Raw genomic sequence first — 14,038 nt, 5'->3', positions numbered from 1 at the left:
TACTTATCATCGAAAGAATATGCGGGCTATTCAACTCTGTGCATCAGATGAATATCACCTAAGACAACGCAATAAGATAGAAACATTATTCAGTTTATTGAAGGGGCAATACAATTTAGTGACGAGTAAAGCACGTAGTCTTCATGGATTTCTGAGTGGAATTTACGCCTCACTATGTGCATATCAATTAACCCATCAAAATAAGCCAACAATTCAAATTAAGGAATCATCGGCTTAAGCAGGATCCGGGTAACATTAAATTTATTTAAATCAGATGCTTACATATTTATGCAACAAAGCCTATATTTTCTGAAACATTAACATCAAGGCCCTTACAGAATTCTGTGACATCTACATTTTGGGCTTTTGCATAAGTATTGAATTCTTTAATGGTCTTAGCCGTATGATCGAACTCAATAAGATGATTAAAATATTGAGAAATTATAGGTAAAACTTCAGAAAGAAAACCTTTAAAACTTTTTTCCATCATTTTTAAAATTAGATAGAAATTATAGTTTAGCCTTTCAATTTTAGCTTGAGAGTTCTCCATATTGGACATCAACCCAACTAAAAAATTTACAACATTAAAAATTTTCAAAATATTTTGGTTAATCGAAAGTTGTTTTTCTTTATTTATAACATCCGAATCTTTAACATTTTTATATAAAATGCAGATACTTGATGACCCTAAAATACTCTTATATTGGGTTTTAGCTTTATTTATGTTTAAATATGAATATATACCTTCACATAAAATTTTTAATTCCCTCATAAATTCATCAGTCATATAAGTATTATGAAAATCTTTTAAATCACATGATTCTAATAGAAGCAAACCTTCTCTATATGAAGATAAAATTTCAGTTAAACAAGCACACCTTGATTTAAAAACTTCTAAATCTAATTTATTATTCATTTCAGCATTCCACAATATCAACTTTCGATTTTTTCAAAAATATTTCTAGGTAATTTAAAATAATTTATAAAATCTGTTTTATAAATTATTTTAGGAATATGATATTTATCCCTCTTCAAGATTTCCTTATTAATTAAATAAAATAAATTTTCATCTTCTAATTTAGTTAAATAATCAAAAAGTTCCTTATAGAAGTTAATTCTATATTCACATTTTATTTTGTGACTTTGAAGATAAGTAAATAGCTCTGACCAAAAAATATAGTTAGCTTGATTCTTAAACCAATCTTCATGACTTTTAGCTTCAATAGATAAAAGATACGAAAGATACGTATGTTGTGTAAGACTCAAATAGTCTTTCTTAACGCGAGTAATCATTGAATTTTTCAGTCGATCTTTTGCATTTTTTTGATCACCTACCTCAACATTAGTAAGCTTTATTGTCTGGTCGATTATGTCGGAGAATTTTCTTAGCGAACTTTCAGTTAATTTGTCTTGTTTCACACAAGATAGCTTAGAACTCTTCTTTGGTTTGGTTTAGCTTGTTTTTTTGGACATTATTAGCTCCAAATTCATCATTCTAAAAATTTCATAAAGGCTTTTTTTGAGCATGAGAAATCTTAGGACCTAAATCTCAATCAAATTTAAGCTAATGATATTTTTAAAAAATCAATTATAAATTTTTTCTGGATGAGCTAGCTTTTCTTGTTATTGCGTGTCTTTTTTATATCAAATGCAATAAGCCTTAATAACAAGAAAAACTGTCTCGATTTTTCTAGGCTTCTTCTTTGACACAAGCAAATTTGTAGACTTCCGCCTTACTCCAACGAAGACTACGTCCATGCCTAATAGGATTAATCGGCTCATTTTCGTACAATGCCCATTTACGCAGTGTTTGTTCTGCATACCCTAATAAACGAGCAGCTTCACTAGTAGATAGCAATAATCTATCTTCGGTAATTTGTTTAACTTTATGTTTCATGTTGATTAAGGTATCTGAATTAATATATTTATATAAAACTAAACTTTTTAAGTAATTCATATACATCTGAAACTTTTTTATGATTTCATAATACTAAAGAAGATTTTAAAAAACCCAGAATAAAAACCATAGCATTGATTTATATGAGATTTTTTTGACGAAAATATGGAACCAAAAAAGTAAAATGAGTACCTTCCACGGGACTGTCAATCTCATCTATCTTCAACAACACTCAGTTCAGAAGAATCGGCTAACAAACTAAAATTCTTTATATACTTTCGGCTTTGTTGCATAAATATGTAAGCATCTGATTTAAATAAATTTAATTTTGGATCAAAAAATAATCAAAACCTTTAAAATCATATAGTTATGAAATCTTTGTGCAACAAAGCCTATACTTTCTATTACTTAATTAAAAAATATAAAAATTATAATTTTACTGTTCAAATAGAACCTCATTAAAAACCTTTAAAAATAATAATTATATTTATTATTTTTTTTGCAACAATATTATTTAACTATACTCCTTAAACATCATTATTTAAAATCACAACATACTAAAGAATAAGATTACAATTAAAAATTTATCATACAGTTGACCTACTTCATTACAATAACACAATAACAGGTTAAGTTTATATATCAATTGGGTTTAATTTTTATATTTTATCAGCAGTGTAAAATATTCCTATAGCAGTATTAAAAGTAACCCAATAGTTAATATAACGTCATTTTAAAATACTCAAAAATTTTATCTTTAGCACAAGAAGTAACAGTCCACACACCGTATAAACAAGGTTTATTATTTTAATTTAATAAATCAAAAACTTGTAGTATCTAAAAATACAATGCGTAAATATTTACAGCTCAATTTCACACTACAGTATCGGCTTATAACCTAGAATATGTATTCTTGACTTATATAAACTTTATTTGCTCGAACGCATAAATGCTGTTTATCTTGAATGGATTCCTGCCGTTGTGTTCTACCAAGAAGTTTTAGAGTTTGAATATCTAGAAACGGTCAGAATCTTAAGGGAATATCTTGCAACAATATAATCAGTCACCAAACTTGAACCCTAACAGCTCAACTGTGTTAAAAAAATATGGTTTTTGCCCCCGCATATGTAAGCCCTACTATGTACAGACCAAAGGTAAAGTTGAACGCTTTAATGAATACCTCAAATCGAGACTATATTAATGGCTCAACTAACACCATCTGACGCTGCTATCGGATTCCCTAACCGCTCTGAGGATCAACTACAGCCTAAAAAACTGGCAAGCACTCTGGCCGCTATCTGGTTGATGGTAACTTACCAATCAACATAAGAAGCATTGCTTCATAAGGGATCTAAAATCAGATGTGTTCCAGGGCCTTGGGACGTAATAACTAGTTATTTGCTGGCTCGATGAGCAGTTGTCAGCGAGCAGCTAATATCATACACCTGATTCAGTCAGCAAAGCTGAATGGACTGGATCCGCATGCCCAATTAAGTGATGTGCCGAAAAGGTTGCCGATACATAAAGTGACCCAGATTGAAGTATTACTTCCACACCGATGGAAACCCAACTCAAATTAAAAAAAGCTATGGGGTTTAGCGAATGCTTACAGAATAATGTTGATTTAAGCTGCTTACCATATGCTTACCAGAATCTAAAAACAAAAAAACCACTTACGATTAGTACACGTAAGTGGTTGATTTATATGGTGGGCCCAGACAGACTTGAACTGTCGACCAACGGATTATGAGTCCGCTGCTCTAACCAACTGAGCTATAGGCCCTTTTCACTGAAATTGTTATATATCAACAAGTTCAGGCGCCATGAATACTATCGAAGATTTTTTTAAAATACAAGCCCTTTCAAAATCGCTTGTACAGTAAGACAACAGTTAACCAGAAGCTCAAAAATTAGCAGGAAATTGCACAACATCATCTCATCAAGCATTGCACTGAAACTGCGCTCATATCATGAGAGGTAAATTCGAAATTTATTTTTTTAAGATAAAAAAGCAATAAATCAATAAAAAATTATACTTTTTTGAAATAACTTTATATCGTGAGTACAAAAACTTATAAAGTATTCGTATTGCTGAAATTTTAAACTCTTTTTGAGTTCAGTGACTTTTCTTTGCGCGATTCGAACACAAGTTCAGCAATAGACCAAAGCACAATCACCATTAAAATGAGCGAAGCAACAATTAGTGCGGTCAAATATGTCATTTTGCTATTCCTGTTGAGGTTAAGCCTAAAGTTGGACATTGGCCTGAACTACGACCTATCTACGACAAAAGTCTAATGCTTAAATTATCTGCTGAATAGCTTTTTTTTCACTTTTTTAATAGTAATTTTCTATATACTCATTTATTTTAAGTCTTAATAACTTTGAATTTATATCTAAAAACAATAAGTTGTTAGATTATATTCTGCGGCTAAACAGGTCTTTATTTTTTCTGCACAGTTGCACAAATTAACCCTTGACTCTAAAGCCGAACAAGCACAAATTATGCGCTTTCGTTTGTTTTACTCTGTACCCATGTTAAAAAAATTTATTGGCGAAGCTGCATTTAAAGTTGCCGGATGGAGCTATAACGTCGAACCTGATATTCTGGAAGATAAACAGGTCATTATTGGTTTTGAGCATACCTCGATGCTCGATGCAGTGCTATCACTGGCCATCTTCCAAATTTTCGACATGAAAATTCATACCTTAATCAAGAAAGAATTATTCAAAGGTCCACTTAAACCGGTACTTGAAGCCGTGGGCGGTATTGCGGTTGATCGTAAAGCCAATCAGGACATCGTGGGACAAATGGTGGAGCTGTTCCAGCGCAATGAAAAATTCAATCTGGTGATTGCTCCTGAAGCGACCCGTGCCAAAAATGGTGAAGCACGTAAGCCAATTCGTACCGGTTTCTGGCATATTGCCAAAGCCGCCAATGTGCCGATTGTGCTGATGTATGCCAACTCTAAAACCAAGCAAGGCGGGATTTTTGGTAAAATTTATCCAACCGACCTGGCGCATGATCTCGCGCTGATCAAACAGCTCTATAAAGAAAACACCGGATTGGATATTATTATTCCAGACGTGAAAACAGCGTAAATTTTTCAGTTAAAACTTAAAACCCTGCCCTTTTTTCAGAAAAAGGGCTTATGGTAGAATCTGTGCAATTCGATCGGCATACAGCCAATCTACAAGGAGCATATTTCGCATGGCGGGTCATTCCAAGTGGGCCAATATCAAGCATCGTAAAGCCAAACAAGATGCTAGTCGTGGTAAGTTGTTTACCAAATACATTCGTGAACTGACAACTGCTGCTAAACTCGGCGGTCCGGATGCAGGGAGCAACCCTCGCTTACGTGCTGTAGTCGAAAAAGCATTATCAGTCAACATGACACGTGATGTGATTAACCGTGCGATTCAACGTGGTGCTGGCGGTGAAGATAACGATGACTTAAAAGAAGTCACCTATGAAGGTTATGGTGTCGGCGGTGTGGCCGTGATTGTTGAAACCATGACCGACAACTTAAACCGTACCGTACCAGACGTTCGTCACTGCTTCTCTAAAACCGATGGTAACTTAGGCACCAACGGTTCAGTGGCCTTCTTATTCACCAAACGTGGTGAAATTACGTTTGAAGATGTGTCTTTAGAAGATCAGATCATGGACGTGGCATTAGAAGCCGGTGCAGAAGATATTGAAGTCTCTGAAGATGAAATTCTGGTGATTACCACTCCAGAAACATTTGGTACCGTTCAGGATGCTTTAGCAGCAGCAGGTTTAAAATCTGACAATGCTGAAGTGGTGATGAGCCCATCAACCAAAGCTGAAATCACCGACATCGATCAGGCTAAGAAAATCATGAAGATGATTGATATGCTTGAAGATCTGGATGATGTTCAGAACGTTTATACCAACGTTGAATTCTCTGATGACGTTTTAGCAGCCTTAGATGCTTAAAACTTACAGATAAAAAACGCGCTCATCTGGCGCGTTTTTTATTTCTTAGAAATTAAACTTTATTGAGCAAATTCGAGCAGTTTAAAACATTATATTCTTTAATGACGAAGCTCGAATGCAGCGCCACCACATGGTCAATTTTACCAATGCGTTTGAGTAAAATTTCACTGTAGTTTTCCATATCCCGCGCAATCACTTCTACAATAAAGTCAGCGGTTTGCCCGGTCACCAAAAAGGCATTAATCACTTCGGGAATATTTTCCAGTTCTTCCAGAAATTTGGCAAAGGTATCGGTATCATGTTTACTCAGCGACACCTGCAACAGGACATGCAGACTAAAGCCGAGTTTCTGGTAATTAATTTCCCGCTTTAAACCTGAAATAATATTATGATCAATCAGGCTTTTAATCCGGCGATGTACCGAACTCACCGACAAATTCACCCGCTCCGACAGTTCATTTAAATTGACATCTTCATGACTTAAAATTTCAAGAATATGCTTATCAAAGCGATCCAGTTCCATTTTTATACTCTTTTTAACAGGCAATGACACTTTATAATTTTAGCCGAATCAGCACCACAACAATATTTATTTATCATTATTTTTTCATCTATTGAAATTTTTTTTCAAGATATGATGTGCAGACACAACTGAAGCCTAACTGATCAGGCGTCTGCCATTTATCTTGATCTTTTAAAAACAAATAAACGGTCAGCTTCAATAAACCGCTGTTTTCTCAAAAATTTCCTTCTCTCTACTGCGTTAAAATTTCCTTCTCTCTACTGCGTTAAAATTGCCTTCTCTGCCCAAATGCGGTTAATTCCAGACCGTTCATCTTTTACAAGTGTATACAAATAGATTAAAAAAGATGCATTTCAACACCAGCAAAACAAAAACATAAGAACACAAGGAATCGTCTTCCTCGCTTTTAAATCTTTCAATTTGCTGAAAAGCAAGCTCAGCCCGGTTTTAACTGTCGAAACCCAAACCAGCAGCTTTTTCAGTGGCATCAGCTCGACCTTGTCGAACTGGTTTGGACAACTCACCAGCCCCTCTACCCCAACCCTCGACAGCTTATTGCAAAGTCTGTTGTCTGGAAACAGCCTGGACAGCAGCAGTCTTAGCAATTTAATCAGCCAGTTTACAGGATAGCAGTAGTCTGGATATCTCCAGCCTGATTAATCAACTGACCCAAGCCAATGGTGGCAGTTTTGATCTGGGCTCAATTAGCAATTTAATCGGTGGTCTGATTGGCGGTGATAGCGCTGATCTGGATTTTGAAGCCATTAGCCAGCTGATTGGCGGCAATACGGGCGACCTGGATATCGGTACCATTGCTGACCTGGTCGGTGGTCTCATCGGTGGTGGTGCTGGCGACTTTGGCATTGGTGCAATCGTAGAACTGGTGAGTGGCCTGATAGGTGGCAGTTCAGGTGATCTCGATATTGCGGCCATTGCTGACCTAGTCGGTGGTTTAATTGGCGGCGATGCCGGCGACTTTGATATCGACGCGATTGCCGGATTAGTCGGTGGATTAATCGGTGGTGGTTCGGGTGATCTCGACATTTCAGCCATTGCTGAGCTTGTTGGTGGATTGATTGGCGGCGGTACAGGTGACTTTGATATCGGCGCGATTGCCGGATTAGTCAGCGGATTAATCGGTGTGGTTCAGGTGATATCGACATTGCAGCCATTGCTGAATTGGTTGGTGGATTGATTAGCGGCGGTACGGGTGACTTTGATATCGGTGCAATTTCAGAACTGGTCGGTGGCTTAATCGGTGGTGATTCAGGTGATATCGACATCGCTGCCATTGCTGATCTGGTCGGTGGTCTGATTGGCGGTGGCGCCGGCGACTTTGATATTGGCGCAATTTCAGAACTGGTCTGTGGCTTAATCGGTGGTGGTTCAGGTGATCTCGACATTGCAGCCATTGCTGATCTGGTCGGTAGTCTGATTGGCGGTGGCGCCGGCGACTTTGATATTGGTGCAATTTCAGAACTGGTCGGTGGCTTAATCGGTGGTAATACGGGTGAAATTAACCTTGAAACGATTTCTGAACTGTTTGAAGGACTCATCGGCAATAACACAGCTGATCTGAACCTTGAAACACTGACCCAGTTATTTGAAGGCTTAACAGGTGGCAGCAGTGAGTTTGACTTAAGTGCCTTACTTGGCGGTCTCCCAGACATCGGCAGTGGTTTTGATTTAGGTGGCTTACTGGAAGGTCTGACTGACGGTGGCACAGACTTTGACCTAGGCAATCTTACTGACAGCTTGGGCGATGCATTTGGTTCAACTGACTTTAATCTGGAAGATCTGTTACAAGGCGCCAGTACAGGAGCAGACAGCAGTCTGAGTCTGGACAACCTGTTACCTGAACTTCAAGAAGCTCTGCAATCGACCAGTACAGAAAGCAGTAGCAGCAACTTTGACCTGCTCAGCCTTGCGCCGCAACTGCCTGCAATTGATCTGGATTCATCTACCCCATTCATTTAATGGATTTGATAAAGTCATAAAAATACGCGCTACAGGCGCGTATTTTTTATGGTTGCCGTTTAGATACCGCGCCAGTCCACACGGGCATGACGCTCGGTCTGATAAATTCTCAGTACATATTGCCCTAAAGGTAAATCACTGAGTTCCTGTTTAAATTGCAGGAATTGTTCGGACAAGGTTTCGCCCTGCTCTTTTTCCCACGGTGTATCCTGAATTTCCAGAATCGGAGCCAGCATGGAACAGACCGCAATATCCGCCAGGCCTAAACGCTCACCGACAAAATATGCGCCGCCATTGGCTATCAGACGCTGGTTTAATTCGGCTATTAAACGGCGCATTTCCCGTTCCGATTCATCAACCTTGTCCTGATCCAGCTGATAGCCTTTGGAAATCAGCATCTTCATAATCGGTTTGGAGTATTTTTCAAATTGACGTAAATAACCTTTTTCACCAATCAGCAAATCTAAAGGCTGCTCACTTTCAGATAAAGTATGTGCCAAGCCCCAGCGACGAACGTGATAGCCCAGAGTCGAGGCCAACTGGTCAATCTCCAGTGCTTCATTGCGCTGTGTCGGGTCTGGGCGTAATAAGGTATGCTCCGGATACACCTCATCTAAATACAGGGCAATTTGGGTACTGTCCGCAATCCATTGATCCTGATCGCGTAAAATCGGCAGCTTGTTTTGTCCGGTTTTTAGCTTGGCAAAAGCACGATGCACACCCGGAATTAAGTTCTGCGCGTTATAATCCAGTTCCTTATGATCCAGCAACCAGCGTGCTTTTTCACAAAAATGAGATAAAGGAAACTGGTACAAAATACGCATATCTTCTCCGTCAATTTTTATTTTTTGTTCAATAATTTGAACAGCCAACATCCATTGGCTACTTTAGTCATACTGCTACTGAAAAACAATGCGCTTTTTATTCAAAAATCGCCGGTATTCGGCCAAACGCTTCATCAAGCGTATTTAGGTCAGGCTATCCTGTTTAAAAATCACCAAAGATACGGCACGCATTACCCACCATCCGCAGCACATATTTCAGAAATATGCTTTTTCAACAAACATCCCCGCCATGACCTGACTTTATGCTGGCTTTCATGTAAAATCAGCGACAATTTTTGAATAACACTTTGTGAGTCATTTCATGGGTTTTAATTGTGGTATTGTAGGTCTGCCTAACGTTGGTAAATCGACTCTTTTCAACGCCTTAACCAAAGCTGCAATTGCTGCTGAAAACTTCCCGTTCTGTACCATTGAGCCAAACACCGGTATTGTGCCGGTGCCGGATGCGCGTTTAGACAAACTGGCGGCCATTGTAAACCCACAACGTGTCCTGCCGACCACCATGGAATTTGTGGATATCGCCGGTCTGGTTGCAGGTGCTTCAAAAGGTGAAGGTCTGGGTAACCAGTTCCTCGCCAACATCCGTGAAACTGACGCGATTGCTCACGTGGTGCGTTGTTTTGAAGATGAAAACGTCATTCACGTCAATGGTAAAATTGACCCGCTGGACGATATTGCCACCATCAACACTGAACTTGCGCTGGCCGACTTAGAAACGGTATCGAAAGCCGTGACCCGTTTAACCAAAACAGCCAAAGGCGGCGACAAAGAAGCAGTTGCGACCAAAGCCGTGCTAGAAAAAATCCTGCCATTACTGGATGAAGGCAAACCAGCACGTGCAGCCAATCTGGACGATGACGAACGTAAACTGATTCGTGGTTTTGGTTTATTAACCTTAAAACCCACCATGTATATTGCCAACGTGGCGGAAGATGGCTTTGAAAACAACCCGCATTTAGATGCAGTACGTGAACTGGCAGCAGCTGAAAATGCGATTGTAGTACCACTCTGCAACCAGATTGAAGCCGAAATTTCATTATTAGAAGATGATGAACGTGCTGAATTCTTAGAAGCAATGGGTATGGAAGAACCTGGTCTGAACGTGGTCATCCGCGCAGGTTATGGCTTACTCGGTCTGCAAACTTACTTCACTGCCGGTGTGCAGGAAGTACGTGCCTGGACGGTGAAAGTCGGTGCAACCGCTCCACAAGCGGCAGGTGTCATTCATACCGACTTCGAAAAAGGCTTTATCCGTGCTGAATGTGTGGCCTATGATGATTTCGTACAATACAACGGCGAAGCCGGTGCCAAAGAAGCAGGTAAATGGCGTTTAGAGGGTAAAACTTACATCGTACAAGATGGTGATGTTTTACACTTCCGTTTTAACGTGTAATCGCCTGATATCAATGAAAAACCCTCAAATATTTGAGGGTTTTTTTATACTCTTTTTTTGAAGAGCAATCTTTGGCTCACCACAATTTAAGCAAGAAAATTAATCAATCAGCGAACCGATCTTGATATCTTCTTTGATTTACTGAGATGTTATTGAATTCCCTACGCTTTCCAGTTCTCGAAAGCGCTTGATTTCAGTGCACTCAAGCGCACCATAACCGTTCAGCACCGTGAGAGATGCGCCAATATCTTGCAGACTAATTGTGTAATGTAATCGCTATTCTGATTGCAAAGATCAATTTAATACGGCGGCGCCATTAAAAAAGCGGAGCCAGAACTCCGCTTATTGATGCTTCAGGATGCTGTCGCAATCGCATTGCCTTTTTGTTTGGGATCGGTATTGCCCAGTTCCGGATGGGCAATTGCATCGGCACATTGCTGTTTATCGCGTTCATAATCGGCCTGTTTCTGGCTTACTGCTGCGCTACTTTCTAACGTCGCACGCGCCCAGATTTCCAGGCTGGTGAGTGCTTTACGGCATAAAGCATATTTACCTTCGGTGACTGAATCGGTCATTTTGACGTTAATGCGCCATTCGGTGCTTAACTGGCGCGCCGGTTTGCGTACATTATCTTCAATTAAATTGCGCTGTTTGCGATAAACATAAGGTTCCACCTCATTCATCAGCTTCCAGGCCGCTTCTGCATACGCCGTTGCATCATTGGTCAGTTTCGGTGCAGGTTTAATTTCCGGTTTTTCACCGGACTGATCGCTCCCACAGGCCTGTAATAACAGGCTACTGCCCAGTACAGTCGCAACCACAAATTGACGTGTTTTGAACATCCACATATCTGGCTCGCTTCAACAAACATTTCGGCACTATGCTAGTGAATTCGGGTACAATACACAATCATCATTTGACTCCTTGTTCAACTCTCCTTCAGGTGTGTCGTGTCTGAACACAAAACGCTTTCCACACAGCCAGCCGGTTTTTGGCAAGGCGCTAAAGATAGCCAAGCCATTATTTTTACTTATCTCCCCGTTTCTTTTGCATTTGGCGTTTCGGCGACCCAATTCGGTTTTAGCGCCTGGGAAGCCCTGTTTTTATCCTGCACCATGTATGCCGGTGCCAGCCAGTTTCTGGTGGTGGCCCTGTTAGGCAGCGGCACCTCCATCTGGATGACCGCCCTGACTGTCATTGCACTGGATATTCGCCATCTGCTCTATGGCCCGGCCTTAACCAACCTGATTCAGGACCGGCTCAATTTAAAGAAAACCGCGATCTGGGCCTGGGGCCTGACCGATGAAGTCTTTGCTTCTGGCATGATCAAGCTGTCGCAGCGCCGGCAACAATGGTCGGAATCCTGGATGCTGGGTTTAAGTCTGTTTAGCTGGATGTCATGGGCGCTCGGTTCTTTACTGGGCGGTCTGTTTGCCGATCAGGTCAGTAAGCTGCCGCAGTTTTTACAAGCCGCACTGGATTTCCTGTTACCGGCCCTGTTCCTGAGTTTCCTGCTGGCCGCCTTTGAGAAAAAACATACCTTTGTGGTCAGTGTGACTTTGGTGGTATCAGCTATCGCCTGCTATTTCATTGACCTGTCCGCTGCCATCTTTATTGGTATTTTATCGGGCATTTTTGCAGGTCTGTTCAAACACTATGTCTTAAAACAACCGGATGATGCATACGCAGGAGGCTCACATGAATCTTGAAATTATTCTGGTCGGGATTGTGGTCGGCATCGCCAATTTTGCTTCACGCTTCGGGCCGTTTTTTGTGATTCAGAAGTTTCAGCAGGACTCACAAAAACGGGGTGCCCTCTGGCTAAAGATTGCTTTGGGTTCAATTGGTATTGCTGCAATCAGTTCAATGCTGGTGGTCGCGACCTTGCCACCGTTACTGGAAACGCCCAATAAAAGTTTTGCCATGCTGGTCGGATTTATAGTGCTGGCCGGGCTGTATTTTAAATACAAGAAAATTGTACCGGCCACCTTGACTGCGGCCGTGACCTATGGCCTGATTTATACCTATATTCCATTTTCCTTCTAGGTTTTGACTTCAACACCAGACCCATTGACGCAGTGCTGCAGTTGTGCTGCGTTTTCAACGCTGTATTTCCTCTTGTCCACTGCGTCTAAAAATTGTTGGACAAAATCACGATTTTCTCCGAATCGGCACTAACATCGCGGTGCAGTTCTGCTATGCTAAAAGCCCATAAAATCAAGCATGGATGAATTACATGAGCGTGACGATTGGTACTCCTCTTCAAGCTTCGGCATTTAAAGTATTGCTATTGGGTTCAGGAGAATTGGGGAAAGAGGTGGTGATTTCTTTACAACGTTTAGGTGTAGAAGTGCATGCCGCCGACCGATATGATCATGCCCCTGCCATGCAAGTGGCGCATCATGCCCACACGATTAATATGGCCGATCCTAACGCACTGAAACAGCTGATTGCTCAGGTGCAACCGCATCTGATTGTGCCGGAAATTGAAGCCATTGCCACAGAAGTACTGCTGGATATTGAAGCGCAAAACGTTGCTACCGTGATTCCATCAGCCAAGGCAGTCAATCTGACCATGAACCGCGAAGGCATCCGCCGTCTAGCTGCAGAAGAACTGGGACTGCCAACCTCTGCCTACCGTTTTGCCGACTCGCTGGAAAGCTTCCGCGCAGCCTGTGATGATATTGGCTATCCAAACTTTGTGAAGCCGGTGATGTCCTCCTCAGGCAAAGGCCAATCCCGGGTAAAAAGCTTTGATGAAGTCGATGCCGCTTGGGACTATGCGCAAACCGGTGGCCGTGTGAATCAGGGCACCGTGATTGTTGAATCGCAGATTGATTTTGATTTTGAAATTACCCTACTCACGGTACGCTCTAAACATCCAGAAACTGGTGAAATTGAAACCTCATTCTGCGACCCGATTGGCCATCGTCAGGATGCCGGTGATTATGTCGAAAGCTGGCAGCCACAACCAATGAGCAGCCAGGCCTTAGCAGAAGCCAAACGTATTGCCCACAAGGTTACCAGCGCACTTGGCGGCTGCGGTATTTTTGGGGTAGAACTGTTTGTCAAAGGCGATCAAGTGTGGTTTAGTGAAGTGTCACCTCGTCCACACGATACCGGTTTAGTCACGTTGGCCTCACAATACCAGAGTGAATTCGAATTACATGCCCGTGCGATTCTCGGCTTGCCAGTGAACACGGCGCGTCATAGTGTGGCTGCCAGTGCAGTGATTTATGCCGGTGTGGATGACCAGAACCTGTCATTTTCTGGCTTGAATCTTGCTTTAGCTCACCCGGATACTGATTTACGTCTGTTTGGCAAACCGGAAGGCTTCAAGCGTCGCCGCATGGGTGTGGCCACCGCCCGCGCAGAAACCACTGAGCAGGCACGTGAGCTGGCTTACGCTACTGCACAAAACGTCAGTGTCAATCAAAACTAG

General features: G+C 41.1%; 12 protein-coding genes, 1 tRNA gene and 3 pseudogenes. 9 read left to right on the top strand and 7 right to left on the bottom strand.

Annotated elements, in window-relative coordinates; all coding sequences use genetic code 11:
* Window positions 1–238, top strand: a pseudogene (locus tag FTU54_RS06765) (IS982 family transposase); the annotation flags it as partial.
* Between the two features lie 48 nt (window positions 239–286).
* On the opposite strand, the gene FTU54_RS06760 reads toward FTU54_RS06765, so the two are convergent.
* The 3 genes from FTU54_RS06760 to FTU54_RS06750 form a co-directional block, all read right to left on the bottom strand.
* Window positions 287–916, bottom strand: a complete 630-nt coding sequence (locus tag FTU54_RS06760; protein ID WP_180074578.1) for a hypothetical protein — start codon at window positions 914–916, stop codon at window positions 287–289.
* A 17-nt stretch (window positions 917–933) separates the two neighbouring features.
* The gene (locus FTU54_RS06755; protein WP_180074577.1) at window positions 934–1,419 is read right to left on the bottom strand and encodes a hypothetical protein; all 486 of its coding nucleotides are present in this window, start codon (window positions 1,417–1,419) and stop codon (window positions 934–936) included.
* A gap of 271 nt (window positions 1,420–1,690) precedes the next feature.
* A complete protein-coding gene (locus tag FTU54_RS06750; protein WP_257223805.1) occupies window positions 1,691–1,957 on the bottom strand; it encodes a helix-turn-helix domain-containing protein in 267 nt (88 codons plus the stop codon).
* 1,153 nt (window positions 1,958–3,110) lie between these two features.
* Here FTU54_RS06750 and FTU54_RS06745 point away from each other — a divergent pair.
* Window positions 3,111–3,477, top strand: a pseudogene (locus tag FTU54_RS06745) (transposase domain-containing protein); the annotation flags it as partial.
* 126 nt (window positions 3,478–3,603) lie between these two features.
* Here FTU54_RS06745 and FTU54_RS06740 read toward each other — a convergent pair.
* Window positions 3,604–3,680, bottom strand: a tRNA-Ile gene (locus FTU54_RS06740).
* A gap of 752 nt (window positions 3,681–4,432) precedes the next feature.
* Between FTU54_RS06740 and FTU54_RS06735 the strand changes: the two genes are divergently transcribed.
* Window positions 4,433–4,999, top strand: a complete 567-nt coding sequence (locus FTU54_RS06735) for a 1-acyl-sn-glycerol-3-phosphate acyltransferase (RefSeq protein WP_005177219.1) — start codon at window positions 4,433–4,435, stop codon at window positions 4,997–4,999.
* Window positions 5,000–5,108: 109 nt separating this feature from the next.
* The gene (locus tag FTU54_RS06730) at window positions 5,109–5,858 is read left to right on the top strand and encodes a YebC/PmpR family DNA-binding transcriptional regulator (protein ID WP_005177213.1); all 750 of its coding nucleotides are present in this window, start codon (window positions 5,109–5,111) and stop codon (window positions 5,856–5,858) included.
* Window positions 5,859–5,910: 52 nt separating this feature from the next.
* On the opposite strand, the gene FTU54_RS06725 is transcribed toward FTU54_RS06730, so the two are convergent.
* Entirely contained in the window at window positions 5,911–6,381 is a 471-nt protein-coding gene (locus FTU54_RS06725) for an Lrp/AsnC family transcriptional regulator (RefSeq protein ID WP_005177212.1), read from the bottom strand.
* Window positions 6,382–6,771: 390 nt separating this feature from the next.
* Here FTU54_RS06725 and FTU54_RS06720 point away from each other — a divergent pair.
* Window positions 6,772–8,358, top strand: a pseudogene (locus FTU54_RS06720) (hypothetical protein).
* Window positions 8,359–8,417: 59 nt separating this feature from the next.
* On the opposite strand, the gene FTU54_RS06715 reads toward FTU54_RS06720, so the two are convergent.
* Window positions 8,418–9,182, bottom strand: coding sequence for a glutathione S-transferase family protein (locus FTU54_RS06715; protein ID WP_005177208.1), 765 nt, complete (start codon window positions 9,180–9,182; stop codon window positions 8,418–8,420).
* Between the two features lie 322 nt (window positions 9,183–9,504).
* Here FTU54_RS06715 and ychF point away from each other — a divergent pair, with 322 nt between their 5' ends.
* Window positions 9,505–10,596: a redox-regulated ATPase YchF gene (gene ychF / locus FTU54_RS06710; RefSeq protein WP_005177206.1), complete on the top strand. Its 1,092-nt coding sequence runs from the start codon at window positions 9,505–9,507 to the stop codon at window positions 10,594–10,596.
* Window positions 10,597–10,949: 353 nt separating this feature from the next.
* Here ychF and FTU54_RS06705 read toward each other — a convergent pair whose 3' ends face one another.
* Window positions 10,950–11,444: a hypothetical protein gene (locus FTU54_RS06705; RefSeq protein ID WP_163145919.1), complete on the bottom strand. Its 495-nt coding sequence runs from the start codon at window positions 11,442–11,444 to the stop codon at window positions 10,950–10,952.
* A 102-nt stretch (window positions 11,445–11,546) separates the two neighbouring features.
* Here FTU54_RS06705 and FTU54_RS06700 point away from each other — a divergent pair, with 102 nt between their 5' ends.
* The 3 genes from FTU54_RS06700 to purT all read left to right on the top strand — a co-directional run bounded on the left by FTU54_RS06700 (window position 11,547) and on the right by purT (window position 14,038).
* Complete coding sequence (locus FTU54_RS06700) at window positions 11,547–12,305, top strand: AzlC family ABC transporter permease (RefSeq protein WP_045795021.1); 759 nt, start codon at window positions 11,547–11,549, stop codon at window positions 12,303–12,305.
* Window positions 12,295–12,642, top strand: a complete 348-nt coding sequence (ygaH, locus tag FTU54_RS06695) for an L-valine transporter subunit YgaH (RefSeq protein ID WP_104472645.1) — start codon at window positions 12,295–12,297, stop codon at window positions 12,640–12,642. The genes FTU54_RS06700 and ygaH overlap by 11 nt, the downstream gene beginning before the upstream one ends.
* Before the next feature lie 190 nt (window positions 12,643–12,832).
* Window positions 12,833–14,038: a formate-dependent phosphoribosylglycinamide formyltransferase gene (gene purT, locus FTU54_RS06690; RefSeq protein WP_104472646.1), complete on the top strand. Its 1,206-nt coding sequence runs from the start codon at window positions 12,833–12,835 to the stop codon at window positions 14,036–14,038.

Source organism: Acinetobacter sp. YH12116, from assembly GCF_013418895.1.
GTDB lineage: Bacteria > Pseudomonadota > Gammaproteobacteria > Pseudomonadales > Moraxellaceae > Acinetobacter > Acinetobacter indicus.
This window is presented reverse-complemented; position numbering and strand designations above follow the sequence as displayed.